The 17609-nt window shown below is 64.1% G+C and carries 11 protein-coding genes; 8 read left to right on the top strand and 3 right to left on the bottom strand.

Annotated elements, in window-relative coordinates:
• Positions 1-38 precede the first annotated feature (38 nt).
• From AC3WVQ_RS21600 to AC3WVQ_RS21590, 3 genes are all read left to right on the top strand, one after another.
• Positions 39-2333, top strand: a complete 2295-nt coding sequence (locus AC3WVQ_RS21600) for an Orn/Lys/Arg family decarboxylase (RefSeq protein WP_246713228.1) — start codon at positions 39-41, stop codon at positions 2331-2333.
• Positions 2334-2355: 22 nt separating this feature from the next.
• Positions 2356-3921 carry an arginine/agmatine antiporter gene (gene adiC / locus AC3WVQ_RS21595; RefSeq protein ID WP_435383557.1) on the top strand — a complete coding sequence of 522 codons (1566 nt, stop codon included), beginning with the start codon at positions 2356-2358 and terminating at the stop codon, positions 3919-3921.
• A 336-nt stretch (positions 3922-4257) separates the two neighbouring features.
• Entirely contained in the window at positions 4258-7056 is a 2799-nt protein-coding gene (locus AC3WVQ_RS21590; protein WP_492382962.1) for an autotransporter domain-containing protein, read from the top strand.
• 123 nt (positions 7057-7179) lie between these two features.
• Here the strand turns inward: AC3WVQ_RS21590 and AC3WVQ_RS21585 are convergent, their stop codons facing one another.
• Positions 7180-8118 carry an AraC family transcriptional regulator gene (locus AC3WVQ_RS21585; RefSeq protein WP_112975361.1) on the bottom strand — a complete coding sequence of 313 codons (939 nt, stop codon included), beginning with the start codon at positions 8116-8118 and terminating at the stop codon, positions 7180-7182.
• A gap of 108 nt (positions 8119-8226) precedes the next feature.
• Here AC3WVQ_RS21585 and AC3WVQ_RS21580 point away from each other — a divergent pair, with 108 nt between their 5' ends.
• Complete coding sequence (locus AC3WVQ_RS21580; protein WP_252160818.1) at positions 8227-9429, top strand: MFS transporter; 1203 nt, start codon at positions 8227-8229, stop codon at positions 9427-9429.
• Positions 9430-9622: 193 nt separating this feature from the next.
• Here the strand turns inward: AC3WVQ_RS21580 and AC3WVQ_RS21575 are convergent, their stop codons facing one another.
• Positions 9623-10705, bottom strand: coding sequence for a DUF930 domain-containing protein (locus tag AC3WVQ_RS21575; RefSeq protein ID WP_492382961.1), 1083 nt, complete (start codon positions 10703-10705; stop codon positions 9623-9625).
• A gap of 374 nt (positions 10706-11079) precedes the next feature.
• Here AC3WVQ_RS21575 and AC3WVQ_RS21570 point away from each other — a divergent pair, with 374 nt between their 5' ends.
• The 4 genes from AC3WVQ_RS21570 to AC3WVQ_RS21555 all read left to right on the top strand — a co-directional run bounded on the left by AC3WVQ_RS21570 (position 11080) and on the right by AC3WVQ_RS21555 (position 15699).
• Positions 11080-12123 carry an amino acid ABC transporter substrate-binding protein gene (locus tag AC3WVQ_RS21570; RefSeq protein WP_034790164.1) on the top strand — a complete coding sequence of 348 codons (1044 nt, stop codon included), beginning with the start codon at positions 11080-11082 and terminating at the stop codon, positions 12121-12123.
• Positions 12124-12197: 74 nt separating this feature from the next.
• The gene (locus tag AC3WVQ_RS21565) at positions 12198-13334 is read left to right on the top strand and encodes an amino acid ABC transporter permease (protein ID WP_457578583.1); all 1137 of its coding nucleotides are present in this window, start codon (positions 12198-12200) and stop codon (positions 13332-13334) included.
• Entirely contained in the window at positions 13331-14404 is a 1074-nt protein-coding gene (locus tag AC3WVQ_RS21560) for an amino acid ABC transporter permease (RefSeq protein WP_034790167.1), read from the top strand. The genes AC3WVQ_RS21565 and AC3WVQ_RS21560 overlap by 4 nt, the downstream gene beginning before the upstream one ends.
• Before the next feature lie 80 nt (positions 14405-14484).
• Positions 14485-15699 (top strand): TIGR03862 family flavoprotein, encoded by a 1215-nt coding sequence (locus tag AC3WVQ_RS21555; protein WP_034790169.1) that lies wholly within the window; start codon positions 14485-14487, stop codon positions 15697-15699.
• A gap of 54 nt (positions 15700-15753) precedes the next feature.
• Here AC3WVQ_RS21555 and AC3WVQ_RS21550 read toward each other — a convergent pair whose 3' ends face one another.
• Positions 15754-17568, bottom strand: coding sequence for an ABC transporter ATP-binding protein (locus AC3WVQ_RS21550; RefSeq protein ID WP_034790171.1), 1815 nt, complete (start codon positions 17566-17568; stop codon positions 15754-15756).
• Between the last annotated feature and the right edge of the window lie 41 nt (positions 17569-17609).

The raw sequence follows: 17609 nt of genomic DNA, 5'->3' as shown, positions 1-17609 counted from the left end.
CACCTAGCACCGAACTAGAGAGAGGATTGGATATGAGCATGTTAAACAGGGGTCACCGCCGTCTCGGCATGAAAGCACTCGTTCTTGACGACGAGATCAGCGAGGAAAGTGCTGCAGGCCGCGCCGTCCGGTCGCTGATCGCAGAACTCGAACGCCGCCAGATCGAAGTAGTCACCGCGGAAAGCGCCGATGATGGCATCGCGGTGATCCGGTCGGACCCCGCTCTCCAATGCGTATTGGTCGACTGGGATCTCGGGTCGGACGGCCACGAACAATCGATCGGCGTCGTCGAAGCGCTGCGCAAGCGCAACGGCACCGTTCCGCTGCTGCTGCTCGCCGACCGCAGCGTCGCCTCGTCGGTTCCGGCCGATATCATGGCGAAGGTCGACGATTTCGTCTGGATGCTCGAAGACACGATGGATTTCGTCGGCGGCCGCATCCAGGCGGCAATCGAGCGCTATCGTTCGACCGTGCTGCCGCCGATGTTCAAGGCGCTCGCCCAGTTCTCCCAAGTGCACGAATATTCCTGGCACACGCCCGGACACACCGGCGGCACGGGTTTCCTGAAGTCGCCGCCCGGCCGCGCCTTCTTCGAGTTCTTCGGCGAACCGCTGCTGCGCTCGGATCTCTCGATCTCGGTCGGTGAACTCGGATCTCTGCTCGACCATTCCGGCCCGATCGGCGCCAGTGAAAAATACGCTGCCCGCGTCTTCGGCTCGCACCGCAGCTATCACGTCACCAACGGCTCCTCGACCTCCAACCGCGTCATCCTGATGGCGAGCGTCAGCCGCGACCAGATCGCGCTGTGCGACCGCAATTGCCACAAGTCGGCCGAACACGCGATGACCATGTCGGGCGCCGTGCCGACCTATCTGGTGCCGACCCGGAACCACTACGGCATCATCGGGCCGATCCCGCCGGAACGGCTGACCGCGGTCGCGATCCGCAAGGCGATCGACCAGAACCCGCTTGCCGCGGACCTTTCGGACAAGGAGCCAAAGCACGCCATCATCACCAACTCGACCTATGACGGTCTTTGCTACAACGTGACCCGCGTCGAGGAACTGCTCGGAGCCAGCGTCGACCGCCTGCATTTCGACGAGGCCTGGTACGGCTACGCCCGCTTCAACCCGATCTATCGCGACCGCCACGCAATGCACGGTGATCCGAAGGCGCATACGGCCGACAAGCCGACGGTATTTGCCACCCAGTCGACGCACAAGCTGCTGGCGGCCCTTTCTCAGGCGTCCTTCATTCACGTACGCGACGGCCGCAAGCCGATCCCGCATGGCATTTTCAACGAGACGTTCATGATGCACGCCTCGACCTCGCCGAACTACGCGATCATTGCCTCGAACGACGTCTCGGCGGCGATGATGGACGGGCCCGGCGGCGCGGCGCTCACCAACGAGTCGATCGAGGAAGCCGTGGCGTTCCGCCTGATGATGTCGCGGCTGGCCAACGACGCGGCAGAGCGCGGCGACTGGTTCTTCGATTGCTGGCAGCCGGATACGGTGCGCGACCCGAAAACCGGCCGCACAAGCTCCTTCCATGAAGCCTCGCCGGAATCCCTCGCGACCGATCCGTCCTGCTGGGTGCTGAAGCCCGGGGCAGCGTGGCACGGCTTCGGCGAGATCGAGGACGGCTATTGCATGCTCGATCCGATCAAGGTCTCGATCGTCACACCGGGTGTTGCGCCCGGCGGCGGGCTGATGCCGGTGGGCATCCCCGCAAGCCTCGTCACCGCCTATCTCGATGCCCGCGGCATCGTTGTCGAGAAGACGACCGACTTCACCATCCTCTTCCTCTTCTCGCTCGGCATCACCAAGGGCAAATGGGGCTCGCTTGTCAGCGCGCTTTGCGACTTCAAGCGCGACTACGACGCCAACCTCACGCTCGAAGTGGCCATCCCGTCGCTGATCGAGGACCACCCGGAACGTTACGCCGGCATGGGTCTCAAGGATCTCGCCGACACAATGTTCCAGGCAATGGACCAGCTGAAGACCACCGCCTCCATGGCCGCCGGCTTCTCTGTCCTGCCACATCCGGACCTGAGCCCGGTGCGCGCCTACGAGCGGCTGGTGCGCGGCGAGGTGGAACAGGTGACGCTCGACCATCTGGCCGGCCGCACGGTCGCAACGGGCGTCGTGCCCTATCCGCCCGGCATCCCGCTTCTCATGCCGGGCGAAAACGCTGGGCCCGCCGATGGTCCAGCCCTCGGCTACCTCAAGGCGCTGGAGGCCTATGATCTCCGGTTCCCGGGCTTCACCCATGACACGCACGGGGTCGAGGTCGAGGACGGCCTCTATCGCGTCTATGTGTTGACCCGCTGACCCGGCTTCAGGAGCGAGAACAATGGCTGCTGTCGATACGGCTTCCAAAACCACATCCGCGGGCGTCGCGGAATCCGCCAAGATCGGCCTCGTGCCCGCGACCCTGATGGTCGCGGGCAACATGATGGGCTCCGGCGTCTTCATGCTGCCGGCAAACCTTGCCGCAGTCGGCTCCATCGCCGTCTTCGGATGGCTGATCACGATTGCCGGCGCGATCGCGCTGGCTTTGACCTTCGCCAAGCTGGCAGCGATCGACCCCGCCGCCGGCGGACCCTACGCCTATACGCGCAAGGCCTTCGGCGACTACATGGGCTACCAGACGAACCTCATCTACTGGCTCGCCAACGTCGTGGGTAACGTCGGTCTGGCGGTCGCCGGTCTCGGTTACCTCACCGCCTTCTTCCCGATGCTGCGCGATCCGCTCGTCTCGGCGCTGGCGCAGGTGGCGCTCATCTGGTTCTTCACCTACGCCAACATTCTCGGGCCGAACGTGGTCGGGCGGCTGCAATCCTTCACCACCTCCTTCGCCCTGGTGCCGATCCTCGGCATGGCAATTTTCGGCTGGTTCTGGTTCTCGCCGGCGACCTTCTCCGAGGGCTGGAACGTATCGGGCAAGGACAGCTGGGCGGCGATCATGGCGACGCTCAACTTCACGCTCTGGGCCTTCATCGGTGTCGAAAGCGCGTCGGTCTCGGCGGGCGTCGTGCGCGACCCGCAGCGCAACGTGCCGATCGCAACCGTCGGCGGCGTCGTTCTCGCGGCCGTTGCCTATATCCTGTCGTCGACGGTGATCATGGGCATGATCCCGAACAAGGAGCTGATCGCGTCTTCGGCACCTTTCGCAGACGCCGCGCGGTTGGCGCTCGGCGATACCGCAGGTGCCGTCGTTGCGATCTGCGCCGCACTCGGCTGCCTGGGCTCGCTTGCAGGCTGGACGCTGCTCGTCGGTCAGACGGCAAAGGCCGCCGCCGATGACGGCCTCTTCGGCTCGATCTTCGCCAAGGTCAATTCCAAGGGCGTGCCCTCGGCCGGCCTTGCGATCGTTGCCGTGATCATGACCGTGCAGGTCTTCGCCACGATGTCGCCGACCGCCAGCGAGCAGTTCGGCAAGATCGCCTCGATCGCAGTGATCATGACGCTGCTGCCCTATATCTACTCGGCGATCTCCATCAAGGTGCTCGGCTATAAGAAGATGCCGGCAAGCACCTACAACTGGTACGTCATCATCGGCCTGGCGGCCGCGATTTACAGCCTCGTTGCGCTGATCGGTTCCGATGGCGAGCAGACGCGCTGGTCGCTGATCTTCGTGATCTCGACGATCGTCTTCTATTCGGCCGCGATCACCCGCAAGCGCGAGATCGACGAGAAGCACATCGACCCCGGCGGCCACGCCCCGACCTGGATCCGCTATGTCACCGTGACCGTGACGATTGCCGCCCTCGTCGCGCTGTTCTGGGTTTCGGTCGGCCGCCATCGCGCCGAGACGCTGCGCACGCGCTCGCCGGTGCCACCGGTGGAAAGCACCGTGCAGCCCGCGCCCGGTTCGCCTGCGGCCGTGCTTCCGGCCGAGAGCCAGCCGGCACAGTGAAACAAAGAGGAGGGGCGGTGGATGGGATTCACCGCCCTTTCTGACTATCCACCAATCTCGTGGGATCACTGAGCGCGGTGACGCAAATAGCCTTTATGTGCCAACGGGCCGCGCGTCAGAACGCCGTTCGATCGCAGACACGGCATGCAGTCACGATCAGCAAGCGCGACGAACCACACCTCCCGCCATGCGACCAGCAGTCCGACGAAATACGGCAACTGCCGTATTTCGTCGGACGGTTGCCAAGGATAGTTTCGCGCGGCCCGCGTCGTGAACTCCATGTCCTTTCAACGTCTTGCGCGCCCCGCGCCACGTCGCCGGCCATTGGGGACTGCCTTGAACAAGAATTTCCGCACCGCCATCCACCTTACCACGCTGATGCTATCGACCGCCTTGTCATCTGCCGCACCTGCCGCAGAAGGTGGCGACCCCGGCGATCCGGTGACCTGGCGCACGCCGGAATTCAATACACAATGGGGACTGGCGGCGATCCATGCAGAGTATGCCTACATGCTGGGTTACGACGGCAGCGGCATCAAGGTCGGCGTGGTCGACAGCGGCCTCGACATCACGCATCCGGAATTTGCCGGGCGCTATGCGGAAGGCATTACATTCAACCCGGACAAGCCGTGGAATTCGGTCGCCGAGGGCCACGGCACCATGGTTTCCTCTGTCATTGCCGCCAATCGCGACGGGGTCGGCATGCATGGTATCGCCCCCGGCGCAACGATCGTCGCCGTGGGGGCGTCGGACAAGCCGGGCTATGTCGATTTCGATGCGACCAATTATGGCATTCGGACGCTGGTAGATCAGGGCGTGCGGATCATCAACAACAGCTACGGCGGTGGGTTCGCAGGCGAATTGTCTGCCGAACAGTTTGAAGCAGAAATGCCGGGCAATCTCTCCGCCTATCGCTATGCGGCATCCCAGGGGGCGCTCCTGATCTTCGCAAGCGGTAATGCGGGCGGAACAGAGTCCTCGTTGTTGGCAGGCGCGCCATACCTGTTTCCGGAACTGGAGCCAGGCTTTCTGGCCGTCGTTGCGACCGGCCCCTCGCGCATAGCCAATTGGTCAAACCGATGCGGTCTCAGCATGAATTGGTGCCTCGCAGCACCTGGGGGCGACGATGTCGAGCGATGGGACGAAGAGAAAGGCGAATGGGTATGGGCCAACCCGGAGGGCAACATCATGGTCGCAACGCCCGGCGGCGGCTACTCCAGGAAAACCGGCACGTCGCTTGCGGCCCCTTTCGTTGCGGGCACGGCAGCCTTGGTTGCACAGGCTTTTCCTTACATGACGATGCACCAGGTGCGGCAGGTCTTGCTGGGGACGGCGACCGATTCCGGTGATCCGGGCGTTGACGCAATCTTCGGCTATGGCCTCGTCAGCGCCGGCAGGGCGGTGCGTGGCCCGGGCAAGTTCGACTGGGGCGATTTTCACGCGGGCGTCCCCGACGGCCAGAGCAGCTGGTCGAACGACATCACGGGCCAAGGTGGCCTGATCAAATCAGGCGATGGCGTGCTAATGCTGCACGGGTACAATACATATCAAGGCGACACGCGCGTAGACGGTGGTGTGCTGGCGATCAGCGGTAGCGTCGCCTCAGACAGCTTCGTCGGCGAAAAAGGCACCCTCTCCGGCAATGGCGTGATCCACGGCAACTTAGACAATGCGGGTGCCGTGATAGCAGGTTGGGGTCGGGACGGTGGGACTCTCACCGTCGAAGGTGACTATCGCCAGAGAGCGGGAGCGGGCTTGCTCGTCCATCTCGATGCGCCTGACGGCACAAGCCGACTGGACGTCACCGGTACCGCGGCAGTCGCCGGGGTGGTCGACGTCAAGGTGCCCCCGGAAAACTACAAGGGTGATGGCCGCCACACCATCCTCTCCGCAGCCGGTGGCGTGACGGGCCGCTTCGAGGACGATTGCGGCTGTTACGCGTTCCTCGATCTCTCGCTCGCCTACGACCCGACCACCGTCTATCTCGATGTCGCCCGCAACGGCGTCGCCTTCGCGGATATTACGGCAACCCCCAACGGGGCAGCCGCTGCTCGAGCGATCGAGCGCCTCGGCCTTGGCCGATCGCTGCATGATCTCGCGGTGACCCTTGATGCCGGCACCGCCGCCGATCTTTTCGGTCAGCTGCCCGGCGAAGTCTATGGCTCGACCGTGACCGGCCTGATCGAGAACAGCCAGGTGATCGGCAACCAGATGAACGACCGGCTACGCTCAACCTTCGAAACGGTCGGCGCGAAGGCGCGGCTGATCGTGGCCACCGATGACCTCACGACCGGGTCGACCGCGGCCACGGGGCAGTCGGGGGCCTGGGGCTCGGCCTTCGGCGCCTGGGGCCATACGGATAGCGACGGCAACGCCGCCGAGTTATCGCGTTCCACCGGCGGCCTCGTCGCCGGTCTGGACGGCCTCGTTTACGATGACTGGAGGCTCGGTTTCCTCGCCGGCTACAGTTCGTCGAGCTTCAAGGTCGACGACCGCCGTTCGTCGGCCTCCAGCGACAACTATCACCTCGGCGTCTATGGCGGCACGCAGTGGGGCGCCCTGTCGTTCCGCTCCGGCCTTGCCTATACGTGGAGCGAAATCGACAGTAGCCGCAATGTGTTGTCGCCGGCGGTCGTCGACAGCCTGACCGCCGATTACCGCGGTGGCACCACCCAAGTGTTCGGCGAAGTCGGCTATGGCCTGCAGGCGGGCAGTCTTTCCTTCGAGCCCTTTGCCAATCTCGCCTATGTCAACGTGCATACGGACGGCTTCACGGAGAAGGGTGGCGCAGCGGCCCTGTCTGTGCGCGGCGGCTCCGACGACATGACCTTCACCACGCTCGGCCTGCGGCTCGCCACCGATTTCGATCTTGGAACAGCAAAAGCGACGGCCCGCAGCCTCATTGGTTGGCGACACGCCTATGGCGACGTTACACCAGCCGTCGTTCAGGCGTTTTCCGGCAGCGACGCCTTTTCCGTCGCCGGCGCACCGATCGCGCGCGACAGCGCCCTCATCGAGGCTGGCGTCGATTTTGCCATCACTCCGGCGGCAACGCTTGGCATCGCCTATCAGGGGCAAATCGCCTCGACGGCTCGCGATCACGGCGTCCGGGCCGATCTCGCCATCAGGTTCTAGAGCATGTCGCGCAAAAGTGCGCAGCGGCTTTGCGACTACGACATGCGACAGATCAATCACCTAAAGCGCACGGAGTGGATCTGAAAGATCGCGGCGCGCTTTAGTGTCCTCCAGCCGCGTCGTTCACGAAGCGATCTGCTCGGACGGGGGCATCAGGTTTCGTGAATGGCTCGGCGGCGCGCCCATGATCTTGCGGAAGGCGCGGCTGAAGGACGCCTCGGAATCATAACCGAGCCGGTTGGCGACATGGGCGACCCGTTTGCCCTCGCGCAGCCACTGATGCGCCTGGTGCATGCGCATGCGTGCCACGTAGCGGGCCGGTGTCTCGCCGACCGTATCGGCGAACCGCTGGGCGAAACCGGAGCGCGACGCACCCATGAGCTTGGCCAGTTCCGGTACGGTCCAGTCCTTGGTCGGATCGAGGTGAATGGCGGCAAGCACGCGGCCGACCTCCGGGTGACGTACGGCCGCCAGCCAGCCGGTCGACGTGCCGCAGCCATGCTCCACCCAGGCGCGGATGATCGTGGCCGTCAACACGTCGGCAAGCCGTGCCAGGATGCCACCCGCACCGACGCGCTGCATCGCAGCCTCCCGCGTCATGGTATCGAGAAGCGACGGGATCGACGGCTCGCTCTTGGCAAGGTCGCTGGTACGCATGACCGACGGCATCAGCTGCAAGAGCGGATGCAGGCGGTCGACGTTGAATTGCATCACCGCGAAAAACAGAAGGTTCTGGCTGTCCGAGTTTGGGCATTGCACGTCGACGATCCCGTCGCAAAGCTGCCGTTTCGGCAGGTCGCGGATCGAGATCGTCGGCAGGCCGGGCTTGCTCGCAAGCACATGTGCGTCGCCCCGCGGCAACAGCACGGCATCTCCAGGCGTCAACTCCATCCACGACCCGTCAGGCGATTGCAGATGGGCGGAACCGGAGGCGAGAAAATGAAATCGTGCCGGTTCCTGCTCGGGATAGGCGGTCGCCCATGGCGCACAGGGCTGGCAGCGCCCATATTCGACACCGTCGAGCCTGAGGCCGCGCAGGATCTCGGTCAGCGCATCGCTCATCTTACATCTCACCTTTGGACAAACGGCACAGTGTTTTGGATTATCTAGCATAGAAACTCCAATTGGCCATGCATATTTTCATCACCACATGCAATGGAGATGAAAATTATGGATGGTATTGTCGCCAAGCCCACGGGACAGGCGGATGAACGGGAAAAGCCGCTTTGGGCGGCGGTCGTTTCCCTGTCGCTCGGGGTCTTCGGCCTGGTCACGGCAGAGTTTCTGCCGGCAAGCCTGCTGACGCCGATGTCCGCCGATCTCGGCGTCACCGTCGGCGCCGCCGGCCAGTCGGTCACCACGACGGCCGTGGTCGCGGCCATCGCCGGCCCGGCGATCGTCGTTTACACCGGCCGCTTTGACCGGCGGAACGTTCTTCTCACCTTGACCGCCCTTCTCATCGTTTCAAGCCTGATCGCCGGCTTTGCAACCAGCCTGCCGATGCTGCTTGCCGCCCGTTTCCTCCTCGGCATCGGCCTTGGCGGTTTCTGGGCGCTGTCGCTGGCGCTTGCCATGCGGCTGGTTCCTGGCCGGCTGATGCCGCGGGCGATGGCGATCATCATGTCGGGCGTGTCGATCGCCACCGTCTGCGCCGCGCCTGTCGGCGCCTGGATCGGCGCGACGCTCGGGTGGCGCTACGCCTTCCTGCTTGCTGCCGCCGTCGGGATCGTCACCTTCATCGTCCAGGCTTTGACGGTTCCGCGGCTTCCGCCGGTCGGGACGACCGGCCTCGACACGATCCTCAACGTCCTGAAACGCCCGGCCATCCGGCTCGGCCTTGCGACCATCCTCTTGGTCGTCACCGGTCACTTTGCCGGCTTCACCTATGTCCGCCCGTTCCTTGAACAGGTGCCGCAGTTCGGCGTCGAGGCGATAACCGCGATCCTGCTCGCCTTCGGCATCGGTGGCTTCTTCGGTAACATTGCCGGCGGCTTCCTCGCCGAACGCAGCACGCGGCTCTCGATGATGTCGGCGGCCGCCGGCGTCGCTGCCACCACGCTGGTCCTGGCCCTGGCGGGCGCGCTGCCGACCGTCGCCATCGTCGCGACCGCCGCCTGGGGCTTCGCCTTCGGCGCCCTGCCGGTCAGCGTCCAGTCGTTCTTGAGCCGTGCGGCCGGTGATGAGGCCGAAGGTGCTGGAGCGGCGACGCTCACCACTTTCCAGATCGCCATTTCCACCGGGGCGATCCTCGGCGGCCTCCTTGTCGAACTGCAGGGCCCGGCCGGCGTCTTCCTCTTTGCGGCGGTTGCCGCGATGCTCGGCACCTCACTGGTTTCGGTCTATCGCGAGCGGGCTCTTCAACCGGCGGAGTAACAACATCCGCGCCAGCTTGGTGCGAGAGTGGCAACTCGCACTCGCGCCTGCCGGGCTCGGAAGAGTCCGGCAGGCAAGAATGTTCTAGGTGCAGCGCGGCGATCCGTGACGTCCGGCAACAGGCGCAGTGGGGCGCTGTTGCGGGATGGGGTTTGGTCAGGACAACGACATGCCCCCATCCGTGTCGGAAGGATCAATTCCCCGGAAGCCGCCGCTCCTTCCAGGCAGCTTTCGGCACTTCGCCACCGATGGCAATGCTGAAGGAGGTCACTTCGGTCGCATCTTCATTGACGACGCAATTGAAGTCGACGTCGTACCAGTTCGATTTGTTCTGGTAGGCCCCACCGCTGGCGTCCATACGGTTTTTGGCGATAAAGCCACCCCGCGGCCCGAAGGGCACCAGTCCTTCGGGCGGGGTATCCGGCCGCTGGCTGCGGATCTGCTCCAGCGCCTCGAGATTGCACAGTTGCAGGATCCGCCTCTTGACCGGCAGGTTGATCAGGGCCTGTTTCACCCGCGGATCGGCAATCGACTTTGCAGAATAAAGTTCTTTTGCTTTCGTCAATTTGCTTGGAACGGGCTTGAGTTCGACCTTTGCCGCAGCATCGGCCGGCTTTGCCTTTGCCGTCCCGTCTTCCGATTTGACCGTCTGCGGCTTGGCGTCAGGCGTTTCTTTTGCTTCAGGCTTGGCTTCTGCCACCGTCGCCGCTGCCTTTTCATCCGCCTTCTGTGTGGCGCTGTCAGTGGCTCTCGCAGGCACGGCAAGCGTTGACGGGGGTTTCGGTTCCTTGACCGGTTCTTTTTTCTCGGTCGAGGACACGGTTGCCGGCTTATCCGCCGGCTTTGCCTTGTCATCCACCGCCTTTGCCGGGTCGGACGCCTCCGTCTTTTTCTCCGTCTCGCGCGCAGCCGGCGGAAGCTCTGCCTCCTTGTTGTCCTGCTTGGTCTTGGCCATAGCCGAGGCGAAGGATTGCGGCAGTTGCTGCGCCGGCTTGGGTTGCGGCTTCGGGTCTGCCTTCGGCTGGGGCTTGGGTTTGGGCTGCGGCTTTGGCTGTTCAGCCTTCTTCTCTTCGCCCTTTTTCGGCGCCGCCTTCTTCTGCTCTGCCTGTTTCTGCTCGGCCTTCTTCGGCTCCTTCGCCTCTGCTGGCGGCGGAACGAGCTCGATGTTGACGGTCTGCTCCTTCGGCGGCGTCGGCAGCTCGAAGGGCAGGTCGTACAAAAGAAAAAGGGCTACGACGAGGTGCAGGGCGACCGACACCGGCGCGCCCCATCCCATCCGTTCCCGCCAATTTCCCGCAAAAAGCTGCATCGCCAAGGAGATAAACCAATCGACGGGCGGAACCTAGGAGCTTCCGCCGATCTCAACAAGAGGCATAGGCCTGCATATGCAGCCGGAGGTTCGCGCTGCAGCTTGCGGGCCATCGATCGTGGGCGAATGAAATTGACGCCTTCGGGGGTCGCCGCCATCAACCGCTGGCTTCTTGTCAAAAACGTTCCCGGCAAAAACGAGGCGGCGAAATCTGTTTCGGGCCACGCGCCAATTTCGCACAAAAATACCTATTATATAATTTCTATAGATTTAATTTTTACTCACGTCCGAACGGCTTCGCCCGGTGGCGCAATGACATTCTTTTGGCTTTGGGGACCCTCATGCAGCGAACTTCCACTCACCGAAAACTTTTCACAAAAGCCTTTGCCGCGACGGCAGCGCTGGCGGCGGGCCTCATCGCCACCTCGGCGCTTGCCGGCGAAACGCTCGACAAGATCAAGGCGCGCGGCGTCATCAAGGTCGGCGTCGGCACCACGCCGGGCTTCTTCTCACCCGACAGCAACGGCCGCTGGCAGGGCTTCTTCGTCGATTTCGGCCGCGCCATCGCCATCACCGTCTTCAACGATGCCGAGAAGGTCGAGTTCACCAACTCGTCGCCGCAGCAGCGTCTGCCGGCGCTGCAATCGGGCGAGTTCGACATCCTGTTGTCCGGCGTCACCCAGACGGTGAGCCGCGCCTTCAAGCTCGGCTTCCATTTCGGCCCCGTCGTCTTCTACGACGGCCAGGGACTGCTGGTGCGCAAGGACCTTGGCGTAGCCAAGGGCGAGGAACTCGACGGCGCGACGATCGGCGTCCAGAGCGGCACGACCGGCGAACTCAACATCGCCGACTTCTTCCGCAAGACCGGCAAGGCTTTCACGCCGGTCACGATCGAGGAAACCGGCGAGTTCCTGAAGGCACTCGACTCGGGCCGCGTCGACGCCCTGACCCAGGACGCGACCGACCTTGCGGCCAAGCGCACGCAGCTTTCCAAGCCCGACGATTACGTGCTTCTGCCCGAGCGCCTGTCGAAGGAGCCCTTGGCGCCGGCGATCCGCGCCGGTGACGACCAGTGGCTCGAAATCGTCAACTGGACCGTTTACGCGACGATCCAGGCCGAAGAGTTTGGCATCACCAAGGAGAACGTCGACACGTTCCTTGCGAGCGAGGATCCGGCGATCAAGCGCTTCCTCGGCGTCGATCCGTCGCTCGGCGAAGCGATCGGCCTCGATCCGAAATTCGCCTACAACATCGTCAAGACCGTCGGCAACTACGGCGAGATCTTCGAGCGCAACGTCGGCAAGGGCACGCCGCTCAACTTCGAGCGCGGCTACAACCAGCCCTGGACGGCCGGCGGCCTGCTCTATTCGCCGCCGTTCCGTTGAGCCGGTTCATGGTCCTTCCCATGACACGCCAACTCCAACCGGGCCCTTCGGGGCCCGGACCCGTCTCGCGCCTCATGTCCTGGATCGGGCCGCTGCCTTTGCAACAAGGCCTGCTCTTTGTCGGCGTGCTGCTGCTCTTTGCCTTTCTCGGCCAGAACACCGCCGAGAGCATGCACCGCATGGGACTGACGCCGGGCTTTGCCTTCCTCTCCCATCAGGCCAATTTCGAGATCGGCGAAAGCGTTCTTCCTTACGCGGCCGGCGACAGCTACGCCCGGGCGCTTGCCGCCGGCATCGCCAATACCGTCAAGGTCGCGCTCGTCGGATGTCTGCTTGCAACCGTGCTCGGTGTCGCACTCGGCATCTTCAGGCTGTCCGGCAATCTGCTGCTAGCGACCTTCGCCCATGGCTATGTCGAGCTTCTGCGCAACACGCCTTTGTTGCTGCAACTGTTTCTCTGGAGTGCGACCATCCGCGCGCTTCCGCCGCCGCGCGGCGCCTATACGTTTCTGGGCAGCGTCTACCTCAGCAATCGCGGCGTCTTTCTGCCCTCGCTTTCGGTCGACGGCCTGCCGGCCTCCGTATGGCTGCCCGCGGTGCTCCTGACCGTCTTCGCGGCACTCGTCATTTCCAGGCGCCTGCTGGCGGGCGCGACGTTCTATCTGCCGAAAACCGCCGGCACCGTACTCGGCGCGTTGGCAATCTTCTATTTCGCTCTCGTATCCCTCGGCTTCAGCGCATCGGTCGAAGTGCCTGCCAAGGGCGGCTTCAACATTCGCGGCGGCCTATCGCTGACCCCGGAATTCGCCGCGCTGCTGATCGGCCTCGTCGTCAATGCCTCCGCTTCGATTTCCGAGATCGTGCGCAGCGGCATCCAGTCGGTGGCATCGGGTCAATGGGAAGCCGCTCGCGCACTCGGGCTGAAGCCCGCGCAGATCATGCGCCTCGTCGTACTGCCGCAGGCGCTTCGGGTGATCACGCCGCTGATGATTTCGAGCTTTCTCGATCTGACCAAGAATTCGAGCCTCGCGGTCGCAATTGGTTACCCCGATCTCGTCAGCGTCGCCAACACGACGGCCAACACCACCGGTCAGGCTCTAGAAGCGATCATCATCATCGGCGTCGTCTACCTGACGATCAGTCTTGCGGTTTCGGCCCTCATGAACCTCTACAACCGGCGCGTCGTTCTGCGCGGAGAAGGAAAACGATGAGCCAGATCGAACTTGCGCCGCCGGTCGCGCCCGACTGGCACCGCTGGCGTGAAGGCCTCTTCAACGGTTGGGCCAATGGCCTCGTCACGCTGGCGACGCTCGCCGCAATCCTCTGGATTGCACTTCCCTTTGTCCGCTGGGCCGTCATCGATGCCGTCTGGACCGGCACCGCGGCCGATTGCGCCACGGAAACGGCGGGCGCCTGCTGGGCGTTTGTCGGCGCCAAGTTTCGTTTCATGCTCTTCGCCTTTTTCCCGCCGCCGCTGCAATGGCGCCCGGCGCTGGTGATCGCCCTCATTGCTGCGCTCCTGACCGTCTCCGCCATTCCCCGTTTCTGGAGCTTCCGCCTGGTGCCGGTCTGGTTGCTGGCGCTCGTCGGCATCTGGCTGCTGATGGCGGGGACGTCGGGCTTGGAACCGGTCTCGACCAATCATTGGGGCGGGCTGCCGATCACGCTCACAGTCTCGATCGCTGGCCTTGCCTTCGCCTTTCCGATCGCGCTGCTGCTGGCGCTTGCCCGCCAGTCGGACATGGGGCTCGTGCGCTCCCTGGCCATTGCCTTCATCGAAGTGCTGCGCGGTGTGCCGATGATCGCCGTGCTCTATGTCGCCATGCTGATCGTGCCGATGGCGCTACCGAGCGGCGCGGCCATCGACAAGCTGCTTCGGGCGCAGATCGGCGTCACCCTGTTCTTCTCGGCCTACCTCGCCGAGATCATCCGCGCCGGATTGCAGGTGATCCCGGCGGGTCAGAAGGAGGCGGCGCTGTCGCTTGGCCTCAGCCGGATCCAGATGCTCCGGCTGGTGGTGCTGCCGCAGGCGCTGCGAGCTGTCATCCCGGCCATCGTCAACCTGTCGATCGGCATCGTGCTCAACACCTCGCTGCTTGCGGTCATCGGCATCTACGATCTGCTCAATGCCGCCAAGACCTCGGCCACCGATCCCGCCTGGCTCGGCTTTTACAGCGAGGCCTATATCTTCGCGGCATTGGTCTATTTCGCCATCTGCTTTTCCGGTTCGCGCTACAGCCTGTGGCTGGAGAAGAAGCTCAACGGCGCCCATCGCCGATAGCGGCATCTGACGGGGGTTGCGTGCCACGCGCCGCCGGGCCAAGAGTGCGCCGAAGCGAAATCTGTGACCGGGCAAAGCGCATGGGACAAAAGAACATCGCCGTCATTGGCGGCGGACCGAGCGGCTTGATGGCCGCCGAGGTGCTGTCCGAGCGCGGCCACGCGGTCACCGTCTATGACAGCATGCCGACGGTCGCGCGCAAATTTCTGCTGGCCGGCAAGTCGGGCCTGAACATCACCCATTCGGAGCCCTATACGGCCTTTGCGGAGCGCTTCGGCAATGCCTCGCCGCGATTGCGTGCGGCGCTGGACGCCTTCACGCCCGATGACATCAGGCAATGGGCGGCAGACCTCGGAACCAGGACCTTCGTCGGCTCCTCGGGCCGTGTCTTCCCGGAGGTGATGAAGGCGTCGCCGCTCCTGCGCGCCTGGCTCAAGTCGCTGGAAAGCCGAGGCGTTCGTATCCTGACGCGGCACCACTGGACTGGCTTTGAAGGCAAAGCACCCGCGTTCGATACCCCGGACGGCAAGACGCTTGTCAGCGCAGATGCGACTCTGCTCGCCCTCGGCGGCGCCAGCTATCCGCGTCTCGGGTCGGATGCCGCCTGGGTTTCCTGGCTGGAACAGAGGGACGTGTCTGTCGCCAAATTCCAGCCCGCCAATTGCGGCTTCGACGTCGACTGGAGCGAGACCTTCCGCGATCGCTTTGCTGGCGCCGCGCTGAAGGGCGTCACCGCAACGTCGGAAGCCGGCACCGTCCCGGGCGAATTCGTCATCAGCAGGACCGGCATCGAAGGCAGCCTCGTCTACGCCCATACGAGCGCGCTCAGGGACCGGCTGTCGCGCGGCGAACTGGCCGACCTGGTGGTCGACCTCACCCCGGGACGTGCCGTCGGGAAATTGGCAAAAGACCTTGGCCGCCTCGACACCAAGACCAGCTTTTCCAACCGCCTGCGCAAGGGGGCCGGGCTCGAAGGAGTGAAAGCGGCGCTGCTGCGTGAGGTTTCGCCTGATGCCGCGCGCTTGCCGCCTCCAGAACTTGCGGCCTTGATCAAGGCGTTGCCAATCCCGCTCATCCGCCCACGCCCAATCGCCGAGGCCATCTCCTCCGCCGGCGGCATCGCCTGGTCCGCGATCGATGACGAATACATGTTAAGAGCGCTGCCCGGCACCTTCGTCGCCGGCGAAATGATCGATTGGGAAGCGCCGACCGGGGGCTATCTGCTGACCGCCTGCTTTGCCACAGGGCGTGCGGCGGCTCGCGGGCTCGATCGTTGGCTTAACCGGCCAGCATAAAAAATCGCCGCGCCTTTGGCAGGCGCGGCGATGGTTTCAGGTGGCGTCAAAGCCTTACTGGTCGTTCAGCACCAACCCCTTGGTCAGCTCCAGCGCCTGGCGCTCGAAGAGACCGCGGTAGATGCCACCGTCGAGGCGGATCAGCGCGTCGTGCGTGCCCTCCTCGGCAATCCGGCCGTGGTCGAAGACCAGCAGCCGGTCGAGCGCCCGCACCGTCGAGAGCCGGTGCGCGATGACGAGCGTCGTGCGCCCAAGCATCAGCCGCTCCATCGCCTGCTGGATCAGCACTTCCGATTCCGAATCGAGGCTCGATGTCGCCTCGTCGAGGATCAGGATCGGCGCGTCCGCGAGGAACGCGCGGGCAATGGCGATGCGCTGGCGCTCGCCGCCCGAGAGCTTGACCCCGCGTTCGCCCACCAGCGTGCCGTAGCCTTTCGGCAGAGCCGTGATGAAGTCGTGGGCGCTCGCAAGCCTTGCCGCCTTCTCGATCTCGCTCTGCGTGGCGTCCGGCCGCGCATAGGCGATGTTCTCCGACAGAGAGCGATGGAACAGGATCGGCTCCTGCTGGACGATCGCGATCTGCTGGCGCAGCGACGTCTGCGTCACCGATGCGATGTCCTGACCATCGATCCGGATCTCGCCGGCCTTCAGGTCATGCAGACGCTGGATCAGCTTGACGAAGGTCGTCTTGCCCGAACCTGAGTGCCCGACAAGACCGACGCGTTCGCCCTCCCGGATCGTCACCGAGAAGCGGTCGTAGAGCGGCTTGCGGTGCGCACCGTAGTGGAACGTCACATCCTTGAACTCGATGCGGCCGTCGGTGATGCGGATCGGCTTGGCATCCGCCTTGTCGTCGATGCCGAGCGACTGGCCATGGATGTCGACAAGCTCTTCCATGTCGTTGATCGAGCGCTGCAGGTTGCGGATGTGCTGCCCGACTTCACGCAGGTAACCCTGCAGGATGAAGAACGAGGTAAGCACGAAGGTGATGTCGCCGGCCGTCGCCTGGCCATTCGACCAGAGGAACAGCGCAAAGCCGATCACCGCCGCGCGCAGGATGAGCAGCATGGCGCCCTGCGACGTGCCGTTGGTCGTGCCGCGGATCCAGGTGCGGCGCGTGCGGTCACGCCATTTGGCGAGCACCTTGGCAAGGCGTGCGTCCTCGCGGCTTTCGCCGCCAAAACCCTTGACGACGATGTTGCAGCTCACGGCGTCGGCGAGCGCCCCGCCGAGCTTGGTGTCCCACCGGTTGGCAAGGCTTGCCATCGGCGCGACGTAACCGAGCGACAGCACGATCGTCATCAGAATGAAGACGATCGACCCGATACCGATGATGACGCCCATCATCGGCCAGTAGAACGACATCAGGATTGTCGATCCGACCAGCATCACGACGGACGGAAACAGGGCGACGAGCAAGGTGTCGTTCAAGAGATCGAGCGCCCACATGCCGCGCGTCACCTTGCGAACCGTCGATCCGGCAAAGCTGTTGGCATGCCAGTCGGTCGAGAAGCGCTGGATGCGGTAGAAGGCAGCCGACGCGATGTCGGTCATCATCTTGAGGGTCAGATCGGTGACCCCCAGGAAGGTGAGGTGCCTGAGAATGATCGCGCCGAGCGACAGCGCCATCAGCATCCAGAAGGCGGCAAGCGCCGCATCCCAGGCAAGCTGATCGGTCGCCACACCGGAAACGACGGCATCGACGAGCCGGCCCGAATAGAGCGGCGTCAGGACGTCAGCGAGGGTCGACAAGAGAACCATGCCGAGAATGACGCTGATGCGCAGCGGCTGCGCTTTCCAGTGAGACCAGGTGAATCCAAGAACGCTGCGGAACGCACCGCCGCGCAGGTCAATACGAGTAAAAGCCATAACAATCGCCCGATGCGCGACGCATCGGCCTCAAACAAGAT

This window comes from Ensifer sp. EB106-05-01-XG146, from assembly GCF_058791875.1.
The sequence above is the reverse complement of the archived record's forward strand: the minus strand, read 5'-3'. Positions and strand labels throughout refer to the sequence as shown.

Coding starts and splice junctions, on each gene's coding strand:
- adiC (WP_435383557.1), top strand. CDS start 2,356: ATGGCTGCTGTCGATACGGCTTCCAAAACCACATCCGCGGGCGTCGCG.
- AC3WVQ_RS21565 (WP_457578583.1), top strand. CDS start 12,198: ATGTCCTGGATCGGGCCGCTGCCTTTGCAACAAGGCCTGCTCTTTGTC.
- AC3WVQ_RS21560 (WP_034790167.1), top strand. CDS start 13,331: ATGAGCCAGATCGAACTTGCGCCGCCGGTCGCGCCCGACTGGCACCGC.
- AC3WVQ_RS21600 (WP_246713228.1), top strand. CDS start 39: ATGTTAAACAGGGGTCACCGCCGTCTCGGCATGAAAGCACTCGTTCTT.
- AC3WVQ_RS21570 (WP_034790164.1), top strand. CDS start 11,080: ATGCAGCGAACTTCCACTCACCGAAAACTTTTCACAAAAGCCTTTGCC.
- AC3WVQ_RS21585 (WP_112975361.1), bottom strand. CDS start 8,118: ATGAGCGATGCGCTGACCGAGATCCTGCGCGGCCTCAGGCTCGACGGT.
- AC3WVQ_RS21550 (WP_034790171.1), bottom strand. CDS start 17,568: ATGGCTTTTACTCGTATTGACCTGCGCGGCGGTGCGTTCCGCAGCGTT.
- AC3WVQ_RS21575 (WP_492382961.1), bottom strand. CDS start 10,705: ATGGGATGGGGCGCGCCGGTGTCGGTCGCCCTGCACCTCGTCGTAGCC.
- AC3WVQ_RS21580 (WP_252160818.1), top strand. CDS start 8,227: ATGGATGGTATTGTCGCCAAGCCCACGGGACAGGCGGATGAACGGGAA.
- AC3WVQ_RS21555 (WP_034790169.1), top strand. CDS start 14,485: ATGGGACAAAAGAACATCGCCGTCATTGGCGGCGGACCGAGCGGCTTG.